Origin of the sequence: Desnuesiella massiliensis, from assembly GCF_001403615.1 — a bacterium.
Taxonomy (GTDB): domain Bacteria; phylum Bacillota; class Clostridia; order Clostridiales; family Clostridiaceae; genus Desnuesiella; species Desnuesiella massiliensis.
The window spans coordinates 338575-362865 of sequence record NZ_LN879454.1 but is presented as its reverse complement, the minus strand read 5'-3'; the positions used below and the strand labels follow the sequence as shown (position 1 = coordinate 362865).

The 24291-nt window shown below is 34.3% G+C and carries 22 protein-coding genes; 6 read left to right on the top strand and 16 right to left on the bottom strand.

Features of this window, described 5'->3' with window-relative positions; all coding sequences use genetic code 11:
• Positions 1-510 precede the first annotated feature (510 nt).
• A complete protein-coding gene (locus BN2665_RS05440) occupies positions 511-1407 on the top strand; it encodes a DUF6630 family protein (protein ID WP_055666102.1) in 897 nt (298 codons plus the stop codon).
• Positions 1408-1844: 437 nt separating this feature from the next.
• Here BN2665_RS05440 and BN2665_RS05435 read toward each other — a convergent pair whose 3' ends face one another.
• Entirely contained in the window at positions 1845-2123 is a 279-nt protein-coding gene (locus BN2665_RS05435) for a metal-sensing transcriptional repressor (RefSeq protein WP_055666378.1), read from the bottom strand.
• A 20-nt stretch (positions 2124-2143) separates the two neighbouring features.
• Positions 2144-2365, bottom strand: a complete 222-nt coding sequence (locus BN2665_RS26900; RefSeq protein WP_195892660.1) for a hypothetical protein — start codon at positions 2363-2365, stop codon at positions 2144-2146.
• A gap of 281 nt (positions 2366-2646) precedes the next feature.
• On the opposite strand from BN2665_RS26900, the gene BN2665_RS05430 reads away from it, so the two are divergent.
• From BN2665_RS05430 to BN2665_RS05420, 3 genes are all read left to right on the top strand, one after another.
• Positions 2647-2922, top strand: coding sequence for a metal-sensing transcriptional repressor (locus BN2665_RS05430; protein ID WP_055666101.1), 276 nt, complete (start codon positions 2647-2649; stop codon positions 2920-2922).
• Positions 2923-2930: 8 nt separating this feature from the next.
• Positions 2931-4796 carry a heavy metal translocating P-type ATPase gene (locus tag BN2665_RS05425; protein WP_055666100.1) on the top strand — a complete coding sequence of 622 codons (1866 nt, stop codon included), beginning with the start codon at positions 2931-2933 and terminating at the stop codon, positions 4794-4796.
• A gap of 285 nt (positions 4797-5081) precedes the next feature.
• Positions 5082-5876, top strand: coding sequence for a DUF1259 domain-containing protein (locus BN2665_RS05420; protein ID WP_082435804.1), 795 nt, complete (start codon positions 5082-5084; stop codon positions 5874-5876).
• 318 nt (positions 5877-6194) lie between these two features.
• Here the strand turns inward: BN2665_RS05420 and ilvD are convergent, their stop codons facing one another.
• From ilvD to BN2665_RS05385, 7 genes are all read right to left on the bottom strand, one after another.
• The gene (gene ilvD / locus BN2665_RS05415) at positions 6195-7910 is read right to left on the bottom strand and encodes a dihydroxy-acid dehydratase (RefSeq protein ID WP_055666099.1); all 1716 of its coding nucleotides are present in this window, start codon (positions 7908-7910) and stop codon (positions 6195-6197) included.
• An 8-nt stretch (positions 7911-7918) separates the two neighbouring features.
• The gene (locus tag BN2665_RS05410; RefSeq protein WP_055666098.1) at positions 7919-8920 is read right to left on the bottom strand and encodes a sugar kinase; all 1002 of its coding nucleotides are present in this window, start codon (positions 8918-8920) and stop codon (positions 7919-7921) included.
• A 1-nt stretch (position 8921) separates the two neighbouring features.
• Positions 8922-9551 (bottom strand): bifunctional 4-hydroxy-2-oxoglutarate aldolase/2-dehydro-3-deoxy-phosphogluconate aldolase, encoded by a 630-nt coding sequence (locus BN2665_RS05405; RefSeq protein WP_055666097.1) that lies wholly within the window; start codon positions 9549-9551, stop codon positions 8922-8924.
• A gap of 126 nt (positions 9552-9677) precedes the next feature.
• On the bottom strand, positions 9678-11009 hold the full coding sequence (locus tag BN2665_RS05400; RefSeq protein ID WP_055666096.1) for a 6-phospho-alpha-glucosidase: 1332 nt from the start codon (positions 11007-11009) through the stop codon (positions 9678-9680).
• A 154-nt stretch (positions 11010-11163) separates the two neighbouring features.
• Positions 11164-12753, bottom strand: a complete 1590-nt coding sequence (locus BN2665_RS05395; protein ID WP_055666095.1) for a PTS transporter subunit EIIC — start codon at positions 12751-12753, stop codon at positions 11164-11166.
• 150 nt (positions 12754-12903) lie between these two features.
• Positions 12904-13650 (bottom strand): MurR/RpiR family transcriptional regulator, encoded by a 747-nt coding sequence (locus BN2665_RS05390; protein WP_055666094.1) that lies wholly within the window; start codon positions 13648-13650, stop codon positions 12904-12906.
• Between the two features lie 191 nt (positions 13651-13841).
• The gene (locus tag BN2665_RS05385; RefSeq protein ID WP_055666093.1) at positions 13842-14888 is read right to left on the bottom strand and encodes a heavy metal-binding domain-containing protein; all 1047 of its coding nucleotides are present in this window, start codon (positions 14886-14888) and stop codon (positions 13842-13844) included.
• 224 nt (positions 14889-15112) lie between these two features.
• On the opposite strand from BN2665_RS05385, the gene BN2665_RS26895 reads away from it, so the two are divergent.
• Positions 15113-15265, top strand: coding sequence for a hypothetical protein (locus tag BN2665_RS26895; protein WP_154674866.1), 153 nt, complete (start codon positions 15113-15115; stop codon positions 15263-15265).
• A gap of 185 nt (positions 15266-15450) precedes the next feature.
• Here BN2665_RS26895 and BN2665_RS05380 read toward each other — a convergent pair whose 3' ends face one another.
• The 4 genes from BN2665_RS05380 to BN2665_RS05365 form a co-directional block, all read right to left on the bottom strand.
• Positions 15451-15930, bottom strand: a complete 480-nt coding sequence (locus BN2665_RS05380; protein WP_055666092.1) for a PTS sugar transporter subunit IIA — start codon at positions 15928-15930, stop codon at positions 15451-15453.
• 185 nt (positions 15931-16115) lie between these two features.
• Positions 16116-17321 carry an N-acetylglucosamine-6-phosphate deacetylase gene (gene nagA / locus BN2665_RS05375; RefSeq protein ID WP_055666091.1) on the bottom strand — a complete coding sequence of 402 codons (1206 nt, stop codon included), beginning with the start codon at positions 17319-17321 and terminating at the stop codon, positions 16116-16118.
• Positions 17321-18652 carry a family 4 glycosyl hydrolase gene (locus tag BN2665_RS05370; protein WP_055666090.1) on the bottom strand — a complete coding sequence of 444 codons (1332 nt, stop codon included), beginning with the start codon at positions 18650-18652 and terminating at the stop codon, positions 17321-17323. Before BN2665_RS05370 ends, nagA begins: the two co-directional genes overlap by 1 nt.
• 32 nt (positions 18653-18684) lie before the next feature.
• Positions 18685-20247, bottom strand: coding sequence for a PTS transporter subunit EIIC (locus tag BN2665_RS05365; protein WP_055666089.1), 1563 nt, complete (start codon positions 20245-20247; stop codon positions 18685-18687).
• A gap of 334 nt (positions 20248-20581) precedes the next feature.
• On the opposite strand from BN2665_RS05365, the gene BN2665_RS05360 reads away from it, so the two are divergent.
• Positions 20582-21418: a hypothetical protein gene (locus BN2665_RS05360; protein WP_055666088.1), complete on the top strand. Its 837-nt coding sequence runs from the start codon at positions 20582-20584 to the stop codon at positions 21416-21418.
• Between the two features lie 196 nt (positions 21419-21614).
• Here BN2665_RS05360 and BN2665_RS05355 read toward each other — a convergent pair whose 3' ends face one another.
• The 3 genes from BN2665_RS05355 to BN2665_RS05345 are packed head-to-tail and all read right to left on the bottom strand — an operon-like array spanning position 21615 to position 24259.
• A complete protein-coding gene (locus BN2665_RS05355; RefSeq protein WP_055666087.1) occupies positions 21615-22520 on the bottom strand; it encodes a sensor histidine kinase in 906 nt (301 codons plus the stop codon).
• A gap of 18 nt (positions 22521-22538) precedes the next feature.
• Complete coding sequence (locus BN2665_RS05350) at positions 22539-23339, bottom strand: ABC transporter permease (protein ID WP_055666086.1); 801 nt, start codon at positions 23337-23339, stop codon at positions 22539-22541.
• The gene (locus BN2665_RS05345) at positions 23339-24259 is read right to left on the bottom strand and encodes an ATP-binding cassette domain-containing protein (RefSeq protein ID WP_055666085.1); all 921 of its coding nucleotides are present in this window, start codon (positions 24257-24259) and stop codon (positions 23339-23341) included. Before BN2665_RS05345 ends, BN2665_RS05350 begins: the two co-directional genes overlap by 1 nt.
• Positions 24260-24291 lie beyond the last annotated feature (32 nt).

Genomic DNA, 24291 nt, shown 5'->3' with positions numbered 1-24291 from the left:
AGCTTTTTTATTCCCTTCTGAACCTGATAGCCTTCCTTGAAATTCATCAGAGCATAAAGTATCAACTACCTCCTTGGTTGTGGGGATTTTTACAGGAGCTTGAGTTTGTATGGACTTCGATGATTGTCCATCACTATCAATAGATTTCTTGATTTTTTGATTATCTGAACAAGCTGAAAAAGTTATGGTTATAGCAAGAATTATAGCTAATTTTAATATGCGCTTTATAATAATCCCTCCTTACAATTTTATTTATGATTATTGCCATATCTTATATTATTATCCAGGCAATCTTGGGATTATTACTTATTTTACAATAGACAGTTTATTTGGAATTATAGGAGAATAGCTGAGCTACTATGCAGCCTAGGAGAAAAAATGTGAAATCCGTATAAGATGTTTCCCATAATTTCATAATCGAGAATTCTGTTTTATTCTCTGGAATTATTAACCACATTGCTTTATACTATAGTTAAGAAATTAGTTACTTCTACATATGGAGGAAAAACAATGGGTATATTTAATAGATTTAAGAAATCAAAAGAAAATACTAACGAAATAATAGAAGTTAAAAATTTAAAAAAGCTATTGGAGTTTTGCGCATGTAAAGATGCACATATTAAAGCAAGAAACCTTTACGAGGCCAAACACAAACCACAAGAGTTTTTTAATCATCATAAAGAATTGTATAATGTAATAGTTTATCCTTCTAAACATTTGTTTGTTGGGTTATTACAGCATTATTTAGAGGAAAACGGTAACTTATGCACTGTTGATTGGAAAGCTGGAGCAAAGTATTTTTATTACGCATTGGCAAAGTGTGGCATGCCACGTGAAATAGGTGAAAAGATCAATTTTGATAGTATGGAGCAATATGCCAATGAATCAATATTATGTAGGCTTGGTATATGGTTAGAGGAAAATACAGAGTATCGCCTTTTTATAGTGGCACATGAATTTGATGATAATGTTGTTTTAGGTTTTATACCTAAAGATGATATGAATATTCTTATTAACCTTGCTAAAGAAATAGACTTAACAATCAAATGTGTTAACAAGAATTATGCAGAAACAACAAACTGTAATTTAAATGAAAAGGCTGAAGAAAATCGTGAAGGGTTTGACAGGATTTACGAAAAGACAGATAAGAATGGAGAATGCATTGGTTATCTACTTGTTGAAAGTAAATATTGTGAAACCGGCAGAATTAAACTTGAAGAAACTCCACTTGGAATAAAGATGAGTCCGAAATGGATAAAAACAATCCTGACACATATGCCAGATACTGGAGCAGATATTCTAAAAGCCTATGAAGAAGGTAATGTTGATACTTTGTTATTAATTACAACTTCTCCTAATGCAGACCCTATTAAAATAGAAAATCCATATGAACGTTTTGGAGTATAAATATTTTAAAATATTCAATTACTTAAATAAAATTACTGGTATGCATATTAATTAGGCGATTTATTAATAGATCGCCCTAAACTTCCTTTAATCTTTGTTTCGTAAAATCTTACAGAGATGCCTTAACTTACCTCAAGGAATATTATACTAAATATTTCATTAAGATAGAATAAAGAGTGTAATATTTAGTTATTGAAGAATATTTTTTAAAAGCGACGTAATTTTTAACTAACGTCGCTTAATTAGAATATTGTTTATCATGCTTGTGTTGATATTTGATATGCATAATATGGGTTAGATACGTAAAACGACCTTCCAAAACATTTGAATCTCTTTAATATTTTTTAAGAGAGTATTTACATACATATATTTACGATGTGGTTTTACATAATGAGCAAGCCGTAGATTTTGGTTTGATAAAAACTAATAATATTTTTCTATTTCAAAAACTTATCTATAGCCATATTTAGCTTATTTAATGCCTCCGCATCATCATTTTTAGCAGCATCTATTATACAGTGATTTATGTGATCTTGTAATATAATTTTACCTACATTATTTAGTGCAGACTTAACAGCGGCTATCTGAATTAATATCTCACTGCACTCTTTTTCTTCTATACACATTCTTTTTATTGCTTCCGCATGTCCGATTATTCTTGATAATCTATTTATTACCTGCTTTTGATTTGGATGGTTATGGTTATGATTATCCATATTTAACTCTCCTTTAAACTTTAGTCTATCTTTACATATTTCCATTTACCGTTTAAGAATCTTAATAATAGTATTATACCTCTTACAACTATATCAAGGGAATAAGCTAACCAAATACCTACTAATCCAAATCTAAATACTATGGCAAATAAATATCCAAATACAACTCGTATCCCCCATTCAAATATCCCTGTATGGGGGATATTCGAATTATAAATCTTCTCTATAATTATTGTCAGCATATTACCATATACTAAATTTAACAAATATTTCGTACAACAACTGCAAATTTCTTATTGAGATTTATCTATATTGTTATCGCAAAAGCAGAGTATGTTACATTAAATTATGGTAAAAAGATATCTAACCCCATCAAATAAGCATATGCCTTTTATTGTGGAAACTACTGTAAAACCCTCTTTAATTTTATATATAATCATTGACAATAGTATTTTCAAATATTAATATATACCTATACCCCTATAGGTATAAAATAAATCTTATTATGTTGGAGGATAAAAATATGCGTCAATGTATGGACATTCCAAAGGTTCAAACAAGAATTAAAAAAATAGAAGGTCAGCTTAGAGCTATTTCCGAAATGGTAGCTAAAGATGTTCCTTGTGAAGATATTTTGATACAGATTAATGCTGCAAAAAGTGCATTACATAAGGTTGGTCAGGTAGTTTTAGAAGGACATCTACAACACTGTGTTCGTGATGGTATAGAGCATGGCGATGCCGACAAAACAATCGCTGAATTTGCTAAAGCAGTAGAACATTTTTCAAGAATGGGTTAGGTGACAAAATGAAAAAGTTAATAGATATTTTTAAAGTTGAAGATAAACGAGTTGTACTCTTTCTAGTAATCTCAGCTATATCATTAGTTATCAGCTTTTTACATATTGGTAGTTTAAAAATTGATGCAGCCTGGATAGCAATTATTCTCTGCGGTATACCTATAATTAAGGGTGCTGCAGAAGGTCTTATACAAGAATTTGATATTAAAGCAGACGTTTTGGTTGCACTTGCTCTTATTGCCTCTGTTTTGATTGGACAAACCTTTGCGGCAGGCGAGGTTGCGTTCATTATGACATTAGGGGCTTTATTAGAGGATCGCACCGTTGCAAAAGCTCGTGCTGGTATCGAAAAACTGGTACATCTTACTCCTCGTACTGCTAGAGTTATTCATGAGGGAGAAGAAAGCATAATACCTGCGGAGAAAGTTCAAGTTGGCGATACACTTCGCGTGCTTGCAGGAGAGACTATTGCTGTTGATGGTGTTATTATTTCTGGCCAAACCTCTATTAATCAAGCAGTAATGACCGGTGAATCTCTGCCCGTTGATAAAGGCGTTGGCGATGAGGTTTCCAGCGGTACAGTAAATCAATTTGGTACATTTGATATGAAGGCTACCAAGGTTGGTGAGGACAGCTCACTTCAGAGGATGATTAAACTTGTAGAGTCTGCTGATGCAAGTAAGGCTAAAATTGTTGGCATGGCAGATAGATGGGCCACTTGGATAGTTGTCATTGCTCTTTTATCTGCAGCTGGTACATGGTTTGTTTCAGGAGAGATAATTCGTTCAGTTACCATTCTTGTTGTATTCTGCCCCTGTGCCTTAGTACTCGCAACTCCTACTGCCATTATGGCTGGTATTGGTAACGCTACAAAATATGGTATTCTTGTCCGCGAAGGAGATGCATTAGAAAGACTATCAAAAGTAACTAGAATTGCCTTTGACAAAACTGGTACTCTCACTTATGGTAAACCTGCTGTTATAGCGATTGAAAGCTTTAATACGAATATAAGTTCAGAAAAGTTGTTGACACTTACAGCTTCTGCTGAACTTCGTTCCGAACATCCGCTAGGCAAAGCTATTGTTTCGCATTTTAAAAATATGTCCAGCATAACTTTAGAGGATCCACAGGAATTTGCAATGATTGCAGGTCGTGGCGTTAAAGCAATGGTTTCAGGTAATACAATTTTTGCAGGAAATGCAGAATTACTAGTTGAAAACTCAGTAGCAATGTCTCAGGATGTGTTGGGCAAGGCATCTGGCTACAGAAATGAAGGTTGTACAATTATCTATATTGCTATAGATGGCTGCGAGGCTGGTTTTATAGCTCTGTCTGATACATTACGTAAAGATTCTGTAGACATGATTAAAAAGCTTAAATCCATCAATGTAGAAAGCATACTGCTAACTGGTGATAACCCACAAGCGGCTTCTCATATTGCTAAGAGCGTTGGTATTACTAATTTTCATTCAGAATGCTTACCAGAGGATAAGATGTCTGCAATTGAAAAATATCAAAATGAAAATAATATGATTTGCATGGTTGGTGATGGTATTAATGATGCACCTGCTCTTAAAAAAGCATATGTTGGTGTTGCAATGGGAGGTATTGGTAGTGATATTGCTGTTGATGCAGCAGATATTGCCCTTGTTAGTGATGACATTAAATCTATTCCTCACCTATTAAGTTTATCACAAAAAACTATGAATACAATTAAATGGAATTTAGCTCTTTCCATGCTGCTAAATTTTGCGGCTATTATATTAGCAATGACAGGTATTTTAAATCCAATACTTGGTGCCTTAGTTCATAACGTGGGTTCTGTTGCAGTTATTATAAATTCAGCATTATTATTAAATTTTAAAAATAAATAAAAACTTTATTATATATAATAGTAGAGAAACAAGGTAGAAAAAATGCTCTATCTTGTTTTTATTAATTTTTAGCTAATCATACTATTTGTTATAAGTACTATTAATAATAGCAGGATAAATAGTTATATACTAAACTATCTATCCTGCTATCATTATACTATAGCGAACTTCAACAAGGAACACAATGAAGCCTAAATTCTGAGCATGAGATTATTGCTTTTTTGATCCTAATTATTATTCTAGTTAAATATTTAGTTATTCATTTCAGGTGACTTATAGTAGCTAATCAAAAGAGTAACGAATAGAATAATAAAAAAGATTTTTTCACAGGAAGGCACTACAGCTGCTGGAGTTTCTAAGTTTACTTTTCCACGTTATGATTTAAAAGTTAGAATCGATGACATTATATTAGATCCTGATTTGGCCCTCACTTCCTGGGTAGCATTTAGTCAATTACAAAATCACAGTATGATGATGGGGGATTTGGTTTTATTAGAAGATGAGGTTGATCCTGTCATGTCAAGCTTATTTGAAAGTGGAATTGAAGTAACAGGACTCCATAATCATCTATTGCATGAACTACCAAGAATTATGTATTTACACATTAAAGGTGAAGGAGATCCTATTAAGCTTGCCCAAAGTGTAAGGAGTGCACTTGCTTTAACATCAACTCCATTTAAAGCAAAACAACAACCCCAGTCTAAAATAAATTGGAGTTTAATAGAAAATATTTTAGGACAGAAAGGTTCTCATAAAGACAATGTGCTGCAGTTATCATTTCCTAGAACCACAATAATTTCAGAGGATGGTCATCAGTTATCGCCAGCAATGGGAATATCTCATTCTATTAATTTTCAATCTGTAGGAGAGAAAGTGGCTGCCACAGGTGACTTTGTTTTATTAGCTAATGAGGTTAACCCAGTTGCAAATATCTTAAAGAAAAATAATATTGCAGTAACCGCTATTCACAATCATATGTTAACAGAAATGCCACGACTTTTCTTCATGCACTTCTGGGCAGTAGATGAACCAGAACATATAGCTCATACTTTACGGTCGGCTCTTGATTTAGCAAAATAAATCTAATATATTTAATTAATAAAAATCACCTCTGGCAGCATCATGCTGCCGTTTTTCTTACAATCTCCATCTGCATGATCTATATATACTGTTACATAAATCCCATGCCTTTTTTACAATAATGCCTTCAACTATAATAGTTTCATAAAATTTATATAATATAAAAAATCTGTAGAACTATAATTATAATCCTACAGATTTTATTTATACATTCACTATATCACTTTTTCTATTTATATATAGAAAAAGCGTAAGCTTTTGACTTATACCTGCACCATAATATCTTAAAGATATCATTTCTAAAGCTTTTTTATATAGTTAATCCTCTATATATCCGCCCTTTATAGCAGAGTTAGCTAGTTTAGTGTACATCCCTAGTACTCCCCCCTTAAATCTAGGAGCTCTTGGTACTAGCTTTTGCCTTCTGCTTTCTAAGCATGTTAAAACCTCTTGAGGAGTCTTTTCTTCTCCCTTTATACCTACGATGTTTATGCTTCTATGATCTATATTTATGTTTATTAAATCCCCATCTTCTACTAGGGCAATAGGACCACCGCTGGCTCCCTCTGGGGATACGTGTCCTATAGCCGGCCCCCTGGTAGCTCCTGAAAATCTTCCGTCTGTGATAAGGGCCACGGTAGAGTTTAGACTTTCATCGGAAGCCACGGCCTCTGTAGTGTAAAACATCTCTGGCATACCGCTGCCTCTAGGCCCTTCATATCTTATGATTACCGCATCTCCAGGCTTTATATCCCTAGTTATCACAGCCTCAAAAGCATCCTCTTCTCTATCAAAAACTCTGGCCTTTAGGGTTATATCCCACATGGACTTTGGTAAGGCAGAGTGTTTTATGACGCAGCCCTCTGGAGCTAAATTTCCCTTTAGAACTGACACTGCCCCACTTTTGCTTATGGGATTTTCTATGTCAAAGATAACCTGCTTAGGATCAAAGCCCTGCTTAATCTTATAGTAATCTCCATAAGCCTCTTCTGGGTTAAACTCTTCAAGATTCTCCCCTAAGGTTTTTCCTGTAACGGTCATAACCTCTAAATTCAGATAAGACTTAAGCTTTTTCATCACAGCGGGCACTCCACCAGAATAAAATAAGTATTCTGCAGGCCAAGCTCCACTAGGTCTAAGATTTAGCAGGAAGGGAATGTTTCTATGAATTCTATCAAAGTCCTCTGCAGTTATCTCTATACCTAGCTCCTTTGCAATGGCTGGAATATGAAGCATGGCATTTGTAGATCCTCCTATGGCAGCGTGGACAATAATTGCATTTTCAAGAGCTTCCTTTGTTACTATATCTGAAACCTTTATCCCCTTATTCACTAGGCTTACTAGTGCCTTGGCAGATGCTTTTGCATAAAGCTTTAGTATATCTGAATTAGCTGGAAGCAAGGCTGCTCCTGGCAATGCTAAGCCTAGGGCCTCGCTCATAACCTGCATGGTAGCAGCGGTACCCATAAAGGAGCAAGCACCACAGCTAGGGCACGCATTTTCCTTATAGAAGCCATATTGCTCCTCTGTGATCTCTCCTCTTTTTAGCATAGCACTATAGGTGCCAATTTGGTTTAGAGTAAGTAAATCTGGGCCTGAAGCCATTACTCCCCCTGGTATGGCTATGGCAGGTATATTAACTCTAGCCATGGCTACTAAATTAGCTGGCATCCCCTTATCGCAGCTGGTTATAAAAAGCCCTCCATCAAAGGAAGTAGCATTGACATGAATTTCTATTAAATCTGCTATGATCTCTCTTGAAACCAAGGAATAATTCATGCCATCATGACCTTGAGCTTGCCCATCACATATATCTGTAGCATAATAATCTGCAGGTTTTACTCCAATTTCATATAGCTCCTCCATGGCTTCCTTTACTAATATATTTAAATGAGCACTGCCAGGATGGCTTTTTCCATAGGTACTTTCTACTATTATTTGTATCTTTTCTAAATCCTTTTTGCTCCAGCCCATGCCCATCCTTAGGGAATCCATCTCTGGGGCCATAGCTCTTACTTTCTGTGAATTTAACATTACCTCACCTACCTGTTAATAGAATTTTTACTATAAATTATATTGTCTATTTCCTCTAGACTTGCTATCATGTGATCTCCCTTAATGGTGCACTTTAAGGTGGCCGCAGCCACACCTCTATCTAAGCTTTCCTTTAAGGTACTGTTATTCATTATAGAATATATAACTCCTGATACAAAAGCATCACCGCTGCCCACTCTCTCCACCATCTTAGTGGTTATCTTTAGAGATTCCTCGAAGCTATCACCTAAGCCATAGGCATAATAGGTATTATTATCTTCAAAATCATTGATTCTTTCTGTGTGAAAGATATATTTAAAGCCATATTTGTTTTTTAAGCTTTCCATCCTATGCTTAATATTTTCTTTGGTAGCCTCTGTTCTATTAAACATATTAACATCTTCCTCATGTGCCATTATAGGTTCTATGCCAAAGCAAAGATCTACATAGGGTGCCAGCTCACTCATAAAGCTTTTGGCTTCTGCTGTACTCCACATCTTACTTCTGTAGTTTAAATCCATGGATATAAATATTCCTCTACGCTTTGCTTCTTTTACTAATGCCTTAAGAACTTCTCTTACGGACTCACTTACAGCCGCAGTTATACCGCTAAAATGAAACCATTCTACCTCATGAAATATTGTGTTCATATCTATATCTTCTAAAGAAAGCATTGAAAAGGAGCTGTGCTTTCTATCATAAATCACATTGCTTTGCCTAAGTCCTGTGCTTCTCTCCACAAAATAATAGCCTAGCTTGTCACCTTTTATAATTATATTATTCATTTCTACTCCAGTACTTTTAAAATACCTATAGGCCTTTTTACTCATATCATTATCAGGTAAAGCTGACAGCAAGGAGGTTTTAACTCCTAGGGAAGACAAAGTGGCCGCTATATTGGCTTCGGAACCTCCAAAGAAATATTCTAATTCATTGCTGTTTTCAAAGACATCATAGTTTTTGGGTGTAAATCTTATAAGAATCTCTCCAAAGGTTAAAAGCTTTCCCATACTATTCACCTTTAACCTTAGCTAGGAAGCTAGCTGCCTTTGCTTTGATTTTATCGTAGTTATTATCTATACCTTCAGTGAGCACGCTACCTAGTCCCACAGATTGTACTCCAGCCTTAAACCACTCCTCTATATTATCTAAATTTACTCCTCCTGTTACCATTATCCTCACCTCAGGCATAGGGGCCTTTATGGCCTTTACATATTTAGCCCCCACTAAATCCCCTGGGAAAAGCTTTATGATATCTACCCCTGAATTAACAGCCTTCATGATTTCCGTAGGAGTTAAGGAACCTGGTATATATAATACATTGTTACTCATACAAAATTCATTGATAGCCTCATCATAGTTAGGCCCTACTATAAATTTTGCTCCGCTTTCTAAGGCTGCCTTAGCTCTTTCTAGAGAAATGACGCTACCTGCACCAACTAAAGCTTTCTTGTTATTCTCACATAAATGCTTAATTATCTCTGAAGCATCCTTATTGGTGTAGGTCACTTCTATTAATTTTATTCCCCCTTCAATGCAGGCTTCTATTATATTTAAGGCTTCTTCCCTATCTTTTCCTCTAACCACTGCTACCAATTTATTTTCTAATATTTCTTTTAATACTTCTTTTTTGCTTATCATTATAAACCTCCTAATAACATAGCTTAAAAGCAAAGCCTCAGGCTAAATATTAGCCCAGCTTTGCTTCTAAATATTATAATTTTTTCGCAATGCTAATTAAGAAAAAATTTCCCTAATTGTGCATTATTATTTAAGCTCTGGCCAATATGCCTTGTTAGCTTCTATTAAATCATCTAATATTTGTTTTGCTTGGAAAGCAGATCTTACAGTTCTATTCATAGTAAAGGCTTGTAATGCCTTTTCATAAGAATTTTCAAGAGCCGCATCCACTACTAATTTTTCGCAAGCTAATTGTTGCTCTATTAAGCCCTTATAGAAGGTTGGTATTTCTCCTACTCTTATGGCCTCTGGGCCATTGGAGGTTATATAAGCTGGTATTTCAACCATAGCATCATCTGGTAAGTTCTTAACCGCTCCATTGTTCTCAACTATTACTAAAAATCTCTTTCTTAAATCAAAGACTAAGGACATAGCTACTTCCACTATAAATTGACCATGAACTCCTACATAGAAAGCTGAAAGATCCATTTCTCCTGTAGTATTAAACTTGTCTACCGCATCAAATATCTTCTTTTCTCTTCCTTCCATAACCTCATTAGCTCTTGTTCTTTCCTTATTCATATGAGCTACTATATGGTCTGGCAATAAATAATATTGCATATAAGGATTTGGAATATATTCTGGAAACATATCCACCATATATTTAATATTTCCATAGGTCTTTACCCAAGATGGCTCTGAGTGCTGAACATCAATCTTGGACATATCTTCAAGCAGTAAACCATGCTTTCTAGCATGCTCTCTTACCTCTGCTGTTCTGTCCTCTCCCTTTACCATTATCTTTGTAAACCAGCCATAATGGTTTAATCCAAAGTATTCTACAGTTAAGTCTTCTCTGCTACAGCCTAATATAGCTGCAATATTTCTCATTGTTCCCACAGGCATATCACAAATATTCATAATTCTAGCCCTTGGTCTTAATCTCTTTACCGCCTCAGCCACTATAGCTGCTGGGTTTGAATAGTTAACTATCCAGTGAGTTCTCTTAGCATATTTTTCTACTAGGTCTATAAGCTCTATCATTGGGAATATTGTTCTTAGTCCATAAGCCATTCCTCCTGGTCCACAGGTTTCTTGACCTACTACGTCATATTTTAGAGGGATCTTTTCATCAAGCTCACGCATCTTGTATCCGCCAACTCTCATTTGAGCAAATACAAAGTCTACATCCTTAAAAGCCTCCTCTGGCTCAGTGGTTAAAGTAACCTTTACCTCTGGGTCAAATTCCTCTACTACCTTTTTTACTATAACAGCTACCTTGCCTTGTCTCTCTCCGTCAATATCATAAAGTCTTAACTCTTCTAGCTTAAATTGCTCCTTGTTTAATAATAAGCTTTTTACAATACCTGGTGTATAAGTACTTCCTGCACCTGCTATTGTTAGTATGAATTTCTTCATAATTGCCACCTCTCTTGTTATATAAAAAATTTGTTTTTTGCTGCTAAATATAAACATTACGTAAACTTAATTTATATATGTTCTAAAATGCCAATCTTCACGGCATTTTAGAGCATGTATAAATCTATGATGGGCCTTATGCAGGCCCTTAACTCTACTCTGCTGAAATTCCTAAATATTTATCTACCACTTTTCTAACCCTTGTTACCTGAAGTCCATAAACTACTTGAACATTTTCACCCTTAACGATAACTCCGTTAGCTCCAGTTTGTTCTTTTAAAACTTGCTGATCTACTTTAGATACATCTCCAATTATGAGTCTCAGTCTTGTATAGCAGTTATCCACCTTTTTAATGTTGTCCTTGCCTCCAAGAGCATCTACAATAATTGCCGCCATATCCTCTTCGTTGTCTTTACTTAATGCCTCTCCTTCCGCCTTAGCCTTATAATCCTTCTTTGTATAAAGCTGTACATCTTCCTTCTTGTCTTCTCTTCCAGGAGTTTTTAAGTTAAGCTTTTCAATCAGGAATCTAAATACTACATAGTAAACTACAAATTGAACTAATCCAATAAGTATGAATTTAGGCCATCCTGTTTTTGCTATACCTAATGGTAAGTTATAAAGTAGGAAATCTATGAAACCATTTGGTCCTATGGCTCTAACACCGAAGATATTTAAAAATACCATTCCAAGTCCGCTTAAAACAGCATGGATTACAAATAGCAATGGCGCTGTGAACATGAAGGAGAATTCTATAGGCTCTGTAACCCCTGCGATGATAGAAGTAACCGCCGCTGGTAATATTAAAGCCTTTATTTTCTTCTTGTTTTCTGGTTTAGCAGTATGATATAAAGCTAAACAGGCACCTATCAAACCAAACATCTTTGATAGTCCACGAGCATCCCAGATTACAGAGCTTGAAAGCTGTGCTATAGATGGGTCTGCCATTTCTGCAAAGTATATATTTCTTGCTCCCTCAACTAACTTGCCACCAATAGTAGCTGCTCCTCCTAATTGGCTATAAAGGAAAGGAGTGTATACTAAGTGATGTAACCCTGTTGGTATTAAAAGTCTTTCTAAGGCTCCATAAGTGAATATTCCAAAGTTTCCTGTAGCATGAATAAAGTTTCCTAGGCTGGATATTCCACTTTGTATTGGAGGCCATATATAGGAACAGGCTACTGCAAGAAGCACTACTACTGGAATTAATATAATAAATACTAATCTTGAGCCACCATATATTTGCCAAGCTCCTTGGAACTCTCTGTTACAGAACTTGTTGTGAACATAAGCTACTAGTATACCTAGTATTATTCCTAAGAATACTCCCATATCAAGCACTTGTACTCCAAGCACCAAAGCTTGACCAGATCCTCTTAGCTTATCTACAGGTACTAGTTTTCCTGTGATACTTAAGAATATATTCATGGCGTTAATAAATACTAAATAAGATAATAGCGCTGTAAAAGCTGCATCTGCTTTTTTCTCTTTTGATAGTCCTAAGGCTAAGCCTACACAGAATATAATTCCTAAGTTTACTAACACGGATACTAAAGAACCAGATAGCATTTTACCAAAGCCATTGATTAAAGGACTCTTTAAAAATGGTAAGTAAGTTGCTAATCTAGCGTTAGTAAGTATATTTCCAATAGCTATTATGATACCTGCTATGGGTAATATTAATACTGGTACAAACATACCCTTGGAAAATTGTTGTAGTGAGTCTACAATTTTCTTTTTCATTGCTCCCCCTCCGAATCTAATAATATTTTAAACTGTTTTCATGAGTTCATTATAGAAGCTAAATTTATAGAATAAAAGGTTTTCAGGGCATAAAGAAACCTGTTACCATCATAAATAACAGGTTGTCATAAAACACATATTATTCAATTATTACTCCTGTTTATCATAATATTTATAAACTAAGTACTCCATGAGCATACAGGTATTAGGGAAAAAGGTATTGGGATACATATTTCTATCATCCAGCTTATGCATGTCGTACACCTTTAAGTTTATATCAGATAGCTCAGAAAGGCTGTTTTCAACTTCTCTTGTAAAGGATATAACCTTTATACCTCTATCTTTAGCTACTTTAACCTTATCCAAGGCTTCTTTGGTTTCTCCAGACTTTGAGATCACAATAAAAATCTCCATGCTGCTGATATTGTTTTCAAAAAGACCTATAGAATCGCAGAGAATACATCTTAAACCCATGGTTAAAAGCTTTCTGCTCAAGTATTCTGCAAGGATTTTAGAAAAGCCTGCTGCATATATGTATATAATCTTATCTTTAGCTTCTCTCAAGATTTCTATGCAATGGTTTATTTCTTCCTCAGAAGTATATTTTAATAGATAGGATAGGTCTACTCCCTGTAAACTTGCCACCCTTCCACTGGAAGGCTCTTCTCTATCCTTTACTAAGGGCATTATGTTATAAACCATATCCACAAAGCCAGTATATCCAAGCTTCTTAGCCAATCTCATTATGGTAGAGGTAGAAGTAAAATTCTCCTTAGCCACTCCTCTTACTCCCATATCCATAACTAAGTCTATATTTTCTATAATGTACTCCAGCACCTGTTGCTCTAGGGCTGTAATATCTTTATTTTTTACTATTTTCTTTAAATCGAATTTCATATGCGTTTCCCCTTTATCATAGAAACTTTTAATAATTATTATAGCATACTTTATCAACTTGCAATTTGCTTTCTCAGTGCATAGTGCCTATTAATTATTACCATTTTATTATAAACTATGCTAATAAAAAATCACTTGTAAGCCATGGTTGTTACAAGTGATCTTCTTTGAATTTAGGGTTATTGAATTGTTTATAAAAAATACTTTTCTCCAATGGAAGCTATTCTTCTTAAATGCCCCATAAGCTTTTCATAATTAAACCTCTTGGCAAGTCCGTATCTATCATAAGAACAATAGTGGCAAATAGCATCATTCATATCACATTCTGTACGACATTCTTTGCATACCCACATTTCCTTTTTGGTAAAAGCCCCTACTAACCTTGTCTTAACAGTATCATTAAAATTACCTTCAAAATAATCTATTAAAGCCTTTATGCCTTTAAAGGAATTTTCAGTTATGGTTTTAGGCAGTGCAAAAAGCACGTTAAAATATGGCCATAGCTCTTCCTTATTCTTTACCCTTTTAACGCCCTCTAGTATGGCTTCATAATCTAAAAGCTCAAAATACATAATAGCTCTAAAATTATCTTCATTAATATTACTGCATAAAGGTTTACTTATCTCATCATAGGGGAAAGTCTGAAAATATTCCTTTAGTACCTTAAGCTTCTTCTCCTTAGAGGAAGTCGTAAATTGAAGCTTTAAAGAGGGAAGCAGCTTTATTAATCCTTGAGCAACCTCCATATTTTTATAGGAAGTAATGGAGTACAATTCTTTTAATGTAGCTTTATTTAAATCCTCAGGAAACCTTACAATACTTTCTATACCCTTTATATTATTAAGCTCTTTTTTAATATTTTCTATTTTTATTTCCTCTTCTGTCAAAGGCGTCTCACGTTTTTTTCTAACTCTAGCCGCAGTTCCGCTGGCTGATAGTAAAAACATAGATGCACCTTGACCAAATATAGGCTCTAAATCTACTTTTATCCCTAGGACACAATTCATCCCTAGAGACCTAATCTTATTTTTTAATTCCTCTAATACCATATCCTTTAAAATTTCCACTTCCTCAGAATAGGTCTCAGATATACCTCCAGCTATTTCCCTAAAGGATGCTAAAAAATCTTGAAAAACAGAAGTAGCTGTCACCAATTCTACAGAAACAAAACCATGATATTTCTCAATTACATACTCATCACCTAAGGTTGGTGTAGTGGCTATCAATATATTTTCCATATTCATCCCCTCCCTTTAATAACCATATAATTTATTATACAACAATATACCTATCTTTGTATTAATTAACTTATATTTATATCTTATGTTATAATTAGTATATAATCAGTTCTAAAGATAGTAAATCATCTCTTTCTTCTAACCCTTATGATTATATTAAAGGCTTAGATAGTAATAAGGACTTTAAATATGTTGTTTCACAAGGTGAAAAGTCCTTAAATTATATGCTCAGTAAATTTGAAAACAGCAATAAGGATGGATTAGAAGAATATATTATGGCCATATCCTGTTCAGAGATACTTAAAGAAAATCCCTCCTCTAAAATCTGGACTTCAGGACGACAATGGTATGAGAATTATATAAAACAAAAGAAATAAACAGTAAAAGCCAAAGCCCATGGTGTTTTCCACATGGTCTTTGGCTTTTATTAATACTATATAGGGAAACAACTAAAGGGTTTCTCTATCGAAACTTAACTTATACATGCACCAAAATCACAGCTTTAAGTGATTATGGTGCATGTATAAGTTAATAGTTGAGTTAGAAACCCAATAAAATTAATCTAAACCATTTTATAGCTTAGCATAGCATCCTCTGACCCTTGTACTTCCTGCCCTGCAAGAGCTTCAATGCTGCTTACTATATCTTTATTGGTTATAAGCACTGGAATTATAAGAGGACATCCCTTTGATTTTATAAACTCTCTATCTATTTTAATTATAGGAGTGCCTTTTTTTACTCTAGTGCCTTCTTCTACTAAACGTTCAAAACCCTCTCCACCTAGCTTTACTGTATCAAGTCCTATATGAACAAGTAACTCTACACCATTATCTAGCTCCATGGCAAAGGCATGATTAGTTCTAAAAACTACTTTTAGCATACCATCCTCTGGAGCGCAGATTAAATCTCCTACACTGTCTATGGCAGCTCCGTCCCCCGCCATACCTTGTGCAAAAACTTCATCTGGCACTTCTTTTAATGGAATTACTTTTCCCTTTACAGGAGCATATAATTTATACTTTTTCTTAAATAATCCAAACATCTCTATTTCACACCCTTCCCTTTTTCTCAATTCACTTCTTCAATTCACAATTCACAGTGCACAATGCACAATTGAGGAAGATTTTTTCGTTACACGAAAAAATCGAACTAATTTTAATTTTAAATTTTTTCAGTTTCACTGAAAAAATTATCCTTAATTGTGAATTGTGAATTGTGCATTGTGCATTAGCTTAAGTCCTGTTTTACTCCTTTAACAAAGACATCATAAATATTAAAATCCGCATCTATAACTAGCATATCCGCATCCTTACCAGGCTCTAGGGTTCCTTTTCTGTCTATGACTCCCACATACTTTGCAGGGTTTTCAGAAGCCATAGTTACAATGTCTCCTATTGATGCATCGATATTTCTAACCACATTTTTTACAGAGCCTAGGAAGCTTAGTTCTAGTTCTCTTATAGTTTCTACATCTTTATGAGATATAAACTGCTCTCTTCCATCATCATATTTTAGCTTTATTCCGTCTCCTACAGGAGTGTAGGTACATTTTCTTATATAGTTATAGAAAGGCTCATTAGAAAAAGCTATGCCTGAGCAGTCTGTTGATAATATCACCTTTTCCTTACCTTTTAGCCTATACATTATATCAAAGGCCTCTGGTTTTACAGTTAGTCCTGTTTGTTTAGCGAATTCTACATACATATCTTTAAAGTACATAGCTGCTCCCACCACTCCAGGTCTTCTATGATGGAAGCCTCTCATACCGCTATAAACATGAGTAAAGCCACCTATGCCATAATCCTTTAATTCTTTTATATCCTCAAAGTCTGCAGAGGTGTGTCCTGCAGAAATTTGAATGCCTTTTTCCTTAGAATAAGCTATAACCTCTTTAGCTCCTGGAAGCTCTGGTGCTATGGTCATAAGCCTTACATTTTCCTCTCCAGAAGCCTCTAGTAATTCTTTGTATACTTGTAAAGAAGGATGGATACAATATTCTTCCTTTTGCATGCCTCTATATTCTTTGCTTAAGAAAGGTCCTTCTAAATGAAAGCCTATAGGTTCAGATCCAGTTTCAGGCGTCCAATCTTTTATAAATCTCTTGCCCTCTCCTAGCTGTCTTTTAGTTTTATTTAAATCATCTGCTCCAGTAGTAGGGAGGTAGGAGGTTACCCCTACCCTCACCAATTCCTTTGACATATTTGTTAAGGATTCATAGTCTCCGCGCATCCAGAAGGAACCTGTGGACCATCCATGAATATGAATGTCAATAAACCCTGGAATTATTATCTTATTTTCATAGTTTATTATCTGTCCACCCTCAGCCCTTTCATAAATATCCTTTATTTTCCCATCTTCTATTTTTAAATAGCCCTTGGTTACTCCCATGGGAGTGTATATTCTATTGGAATATATAAAAAATGTATTATCCATTATTTTAACCTCCAATAATCTTTATTTGCATTCATAAGATCATCTAAAACAGCTTTTGCCTTCACAGGATTTACAATAGTCCTGTTAAGAGTAAGTGCTTGCAGTGCTTTATTATAATCCTCTTCTAAACAAGCTTCCACTGTTAAAGTTTCATAGGCATATTGTCCTTCAATAAGTCCCTTATAAAAAGTTCCGATTTTTCCTACTTTATAAGGTACTACACCATATTTGGTTAATTCTCCAGCTACCTCTATCATAGCATCCTCTGGTAAATTGCTTATGATTCCTTCATTTCTTGTGATTATTACAAAAAGCTTCTTTAGATCATAAGCTATGGATTCTGCTACCTCTACCATCATGTTGCCATGAACTGCTCCAGTAAGCAGTGGAATATTCTCTAGAGATTGCTGCTCCTTAGCCTTTTGGCATAGATCTAATACCTGTTTCTCTCTTCCTACTAAAGCCTCATCCGCTCTAGTAAAATTAGGATCGCTCTCTTTAACTATCTCCTCTGGGAAGAAATAGTACTGGAGATAGGTATTAGGTATATAATCTGGGAAGAAGGATAGAATCTTATTTACATTTTTATAGGTATTTAACCAAGAAGCTTCCCTTTGCTCAGCATTATAAGGTTTAAAATCATGACCCTCCATAAGGAAATCCTTTAGCCTTGGCAATAAGTCCTCTCCTGTAGGAGTGTAATATAAATTAGTAAACCATCCAAAATGATTGAGACCGAAGTATCTAGGCTCTATATCATACATATCAACATCTAATATCTTTGCAAAGGATTTTATCATGGAGTAGGGCTGATCGCATATATTTAATATTCTCTTATCCTCTGGGAAAACCTTATCTAAAGCTACAGCTACTATGGCCGCTGGATTTGTATAGTTTAATATCCAAGCCTCAGGAGCATATTCCCTTACCTTTTTAACCATGTGAATCATGGCTCCTATGGATCTCATTCCGTAGGCGAAGCCTCCTGGTCCACAGGTTTCCTGGCCAACTAAATCATATTTTAGAGGAATTTTTTCATCAAAGCCCCTCATTTCAAAATTACCTGCACGCATATTGCATAGCACAAAATCCGTACCAATATAAGCTTCATCCTCATTATCAGTAAACAGAAGCTCTACCTCAGGATAATATTTCTTCATGGTGAGCTCAATATAATCCTTCATCAATTCCATACGTTTCATATCTATATCAAATAAGATTAGTTTTTTAAGAGGAAATCTGTCCTTATAATTAATAAGGCTTCCTATAAGGGCAGGTATTCTAGTGCTTCCACTTCCTACTATTGTTGCTACAATACTTTTACGATTCATACTCTCTACTCCCTTTCCTTGGTTATGTTCTATTATTTACTTAATTCATCATCCACTGCATTTCTAACAAATTCAACATGAGGTCCAAACACTACATGTATGTGATTTTTAGCAGGGAAGAATATACCTGAAGTACCTGAGTCCTTTATCTTATCTTTATCTACTAAGTTTTGATCCTTTAAGTCCACTCTTAATCTTGTTATACAGTTTTCCACATGTGCTATATTTCCCTTTCCACCTAGGGCTTCTATAACAATTTTAGCTATTTCATCATATTTCTTTTCTTGAAGCAATGTATTAGTTGTCATTTCCTCATCTTCACGTCCAGGAGTTTTAATATTCCATTTCTTTATAGCCCAAGTGAACACAAAGTAATAGATAGCAAACATTATAACTCCCACAATAAGGATGTTATACCATCTAGTGTTTTCATACATTAAACCAAAAATTGCAAAGTCGAAGATTGTACCTCTTATATAACCTACCGCAGTACCCATTAGATATAGCGCTACTCCAGATACTCCAAGCATTACAGCATGGAATAAGAATAAAGCAGGAGCTATAAATAAGAAGGAGAATTCCATAGGCTCTGTAACATTACCTAATACAGCAGTTAAAACTAAAGTTACGATTATACCTTTTACATATTTCTTGTTCTTAGCATAAGCTGATTTATACATAGCAAGTCCAATAGCTGGTATCATGAATAAAGTATTAACCATTTGAAGCTGTGCAGAATATCTTGTAAGTTTAGGCATAAGGCTCCAAGCTTCGTTAGTAGGTCCTAGCTTAAACAATATTTCATTCATAGCTGGCAATATTCCTACAAAAGTTTTTCCACCTATTACATAACTACCTCCAGCCTCAGTAAACCTTAACATAGAGTTCCAAACATGGTGAAGACCTAGAGGAATAAATATTCTGTTAACAAATCCAAAGAGGAATGTACCAATAATATCCTGAAGTAATACTTTAGAAAGATAAATTAGTGCTACAGTTAAAGCCTGCCAAACAAATGGTATTGTCAATCCACAGACAATAGTAATTACCATTGATATAATTGGAACAGATTTCTTACCACCAAAGAAGGCAAAAGCTAGAGGTAGTTCTAAATTATAATATTTATCTGCCGCCCAAGCTGCTATAAGTCCTGAAATAATACCTCCTAAAGCATCCAACCTTAAGGTTTGAATACCAAGCACCATGGCCTGTCCTTTATTAGCCATATCTGCTGCTGGTGCCAAATTTCCTGTAACAGTTAGCCAAACATTAATTGAAATATTTAATACTAAATAAGATAATACCGATGAGAATACAGCGATACCTTTTTCTTTTTTGGACATACCATAAGCCACACCCATCGCAAACATAAGAGGTATATTAGCGAATATAACATTTGCAATATCTCTTAAGCTTATTAATGCAGTGTTTAACGCTTTGTTTCCTAAGAAAGGCAACTTAGCGATCATATAGCTTTGAACCAAAGCACCTGCAAGTCCTAATACCATTCCTACAGGAGCCATGACAGCTATGGGTAATAATAGTGATCGACCAAAGCGCTGAATTTCTTCGTTAAACTTTTTTCTTTTTGACATTTTAACACCCCATCCTTATAAATTTTAACTGTCTTATAATTAATACTACTCTTTTTGATAACCTTTTCAATACATTAAGCCCACATAGTACCAAGTAAGCATTAAAGTACTTTGGTAAATTCTTGTGACCAAAGTAACTATTTTATCTTTAACATTTTCTATTCTTATATATAAACATATCTATTTGCAATATGATTTCCCCATAGACTCTTTTATTTTACAGGGTTTAATAGACTTAAGCCTTCTTCTCGGAAATATTGACACATTCACCTAAATACTGTATATTATAATAGGTTTTTGCAAATTTATAAGTTATTTATTTTGGAGGTATTATATGATTAATATTAGTTCTAGATATTATAAAGAATCTGGTAAAATCCCGCCTTTTGCACCCCTTATTATAATCTTAATAGGAATCCTTGCTGTTCCTATACTAAGTTTCATTTATAGCTATGCTACCTTTTACATTCCATTTATATACGCCAATTTATTTATAGCAATAGCTTTTGGTATTCTTATAGGTATAGTAGTTTCTTTTGCAGGCAAATTAGGAAAAGTAAGAAATAAAGCCCTACTTATCATTTTTGCATTATTATTTGCAATTTTAGCTGAATACTTTGCATGGGTAGCATGGATATATGCATATTCAAAGCAGACAGCTTTTATATGGCATCCTTTGGATGTTTTAGAAGTAATGAAATTAATACTTCCCGAAGGAACCTGGAGTATAGGAAGGTCACACGCTCCTGTAAGGGGAACATTCTTAGCCCTAGTATGGATAATTGAAGCTATTATAATTTTAGTCTCATCAATAATATTTCCTTCCATGACCTCCGTATTCTGTGAAGAATGCAATTGCTGGATAAAGGATGAAAAAACCCTGTCCCATTTAGAGCCTATAGAGAATGTAGAAGAATTTAAAAATCAACTTGAACAAAGACAATACTCAGCCCTATTAAATTTACAAAAGGTAGATGAGGGCAGTGCTGTTTATACTGAAGTTGACTTTGGTATCTGTGATAAGTGTAAAAATTTATCCTACATGACTGTAAAGACTATAACCGTAAAGAAGGATTCTAAAGGAAAAGAAAAGAAGAGCGAAGAAGATATAGTTGAAAAACTAATTATTGATACGGATACTTATAGAAGCTTAGAGGCTTTAATTAAATAGTATTATATAATAGTATAGGGTATAATTTTTTTGTAAAATGGTATGTTTTAGCCTACTAATATTTCACCATAAATCCCCTACTTCTCGAAGTTCGGGATTTATTTTTTTGCACAAAAAAGGAGCTACGCACTAATAACTTAGTTCGACAGCCCCACTTTAAAATATTAATGTTTACTTTATCATATTATCTTAATATTTATTTCTTTATTTTCCACTTACAAAAAATAGATAGCAACCCTTCATTATATTCCGCATAAATTATGCCCTTCATTTTATCCATAAGACTTTTTGCAATGGTCAAGCCTAACCCAGTATTATTAGCTGATCTAGAGTTATCACCTTTGTAAAATCTATTAAAGATTAAATCCACATCACTATGCTCCAAATTCTTAGCTGAATTAATGGTAGTTAATACCGCTCCATCCTTTTCTGCTTCTAAATTTATAAAAACTTGTCCCTCTGAGTGCTTTACTATATTAGCAATCAAATTTTCTATTACCCGTCGTGTTGCCACTTTATTTCCTAGCACTAGGATGCTTTCCTTTGGCATATTTATTTCCGGCTTTATATTTTTCTCAATGAAACCCTCATAAAAGGAGGTGATGACCTCGCATAAAATACTATTTAGATTTATAGCTTCAATCTGCAATTCATATTCTGGAGTTTCTATAACGGATAGCTCAAAGAAGTCACTTAATAAAACTTGTATGGACTTTGCTTGAGCTTCCACTATATTTATGTACTCACTCTCTACCACCTTTGGCAGTTCCTTGGATTTAATCATTTGTATATATCCTATGATAGAAGTAAGGGGAGTGCGCAAATCATGAGATATATTAGCAATAGCTTTTTTAAGCTGCTCTTCTGCCTGCTTCTGCTTTACTTGGGCCTCAAGGTTCCTATCCATATTGTCATTGATGCTGCAAGCCAGCTCTTCTAGTTCTTTGTTTAGGAGTGTAATATCTATATTCTTACGGGTTTTATTGCTATTATAATCCTTTAGCTGACTAATAATATTTTTAATTTCTTTCCTTATAAGAAATAAATGAGCAAGCAAAAATAGGCAGCAGATTATTAAAAATGCTATTATAAGCCAAATCATATACCTCCCCCTTCCTGTTTATTTTATATCTTGATTTTTAAAGATAATATTACCTAATAAGATTGTCCCCATAATTATAATACTGCAATTAATTATTAAAACATAAATAGTATGTGCACTGGGAGGAACCACACCAATATCCATAAGCATAAATAAAGGAGCATGTCTTTGATATTTGAATAAACTTGGAATCCCTCCTGTAAAAATACTTACAAGCACATAGGACATACCAAGCCCTACTAGTAGAGATTTTTTCCTTAAATAGATTCCTAATAACATATAAATGCTAACCATAGCCGCAAAAATGAAATATGATACCAAAATAAATTTCATCATTTCTAAAATAGCTTCTAGGGAAATAGACTCTAGAATGCCGCTTATAAAGGCTGCAAAAACTGTTCCAAGCAATAAAAAAGAAATCAGAATGCATACAGCTAACGATGTTACAAACAATTTTGACAGGTATATCTTTACTCTGCTATGTCCATAAGCCACTATATTTTTTACTGTGCCATTAGAATACTCATCCACAAGAGCTTCTCCTACTAAAAACATGGTCAATATTACTATAATAAGGCTGAAACCAAAGGCTGAATAAAGAAATTCTACTGCTTGGGGATGCAGTTTATCTTTAAAATTGTTAACCCAAAAGCCATATTCCCTATCATTTACTTGGAAATTAAATATCATCCATTTTGCTTGATTTTTGAAAAATAAGTTCACTGTATAAGCAATTAAGGCCGCCACGACTATAAGCGAATTCCTAAAGGTTTTGCTATGTCTTAATTTATAAAATTCAAATTTAACTAAATTGTACATTACTTATCTGCACCTCCTACCAAATTCATAAAATAACCTTCCAAATCCTCCCCCTTGGGCATAATTTGCTCAATTATAATTTCTGATTTAGTTAAGGTAGAAGATACAAGTTTTGCATTATCAGTATAGTCATAAAGGCTTATAGTTCCATCAGGCAACACTCTAAAATTCTTTGTGTTAAGCTCCCTTTCTAAAATAAAAACAGCTTTATTCAGATCATCAACCTTTATATTTAAACTTCTCTTACATTTTTCATCTAGTTCTTTTAAGGTAAGCTCCTCAAGCAGTCTTCCCTTATGAATAATGCCATAGCAGGTTGCAAGCTGGTATAATTCTGTTAAAATATGACTTGAAATAAGGATAGTTATGTTTTTTTCCTTATTTAATCTTTTTAAAAGCTCTCTAATCTCTATGATACCACTAGGATCTAAGCCATTTATAGGCTCATCCAATATTAAAAGCTCTGGATTACCTAATAAAGCCATAGCTAATCCTAGCTTTTGCTTCATCCCTAAGGAAAAATCCTTTACCTTTTTACTTTTGGTGTCCTCAAGGTTCACCATTTCCAAAGCTCTTGCTATGCTTTCTCTTCCTGGAATGCCCTTTTGTATCCTGCAAGCTTCTAAGTTTTCATAAGCTGTCATAGTTGGATAAAAGGCTGGTCTTTCTATTAAGGCTCCAATGCTCTTCCTAGCTCTACTTAACTCCCCTGGAGTATCTTGTCCAAATAATTCAATGGTTCCACTAGTAGGTGTCACAAGACCTGTTACCATACGAATCAAGGTAGTCTTTCCTGCTCCATTTTCTCCAATAAAACCGTAGATTTCTCCTCTTTTTACATTGACGTTTAAATCGCTGACTACAAAATCTTTTTTATACTTCTTGTTTAAGCTCTTAGTTTTCAAAACATACTCTTTCAATTTTATATCTCCCTTCTCTATGGTTTTATATA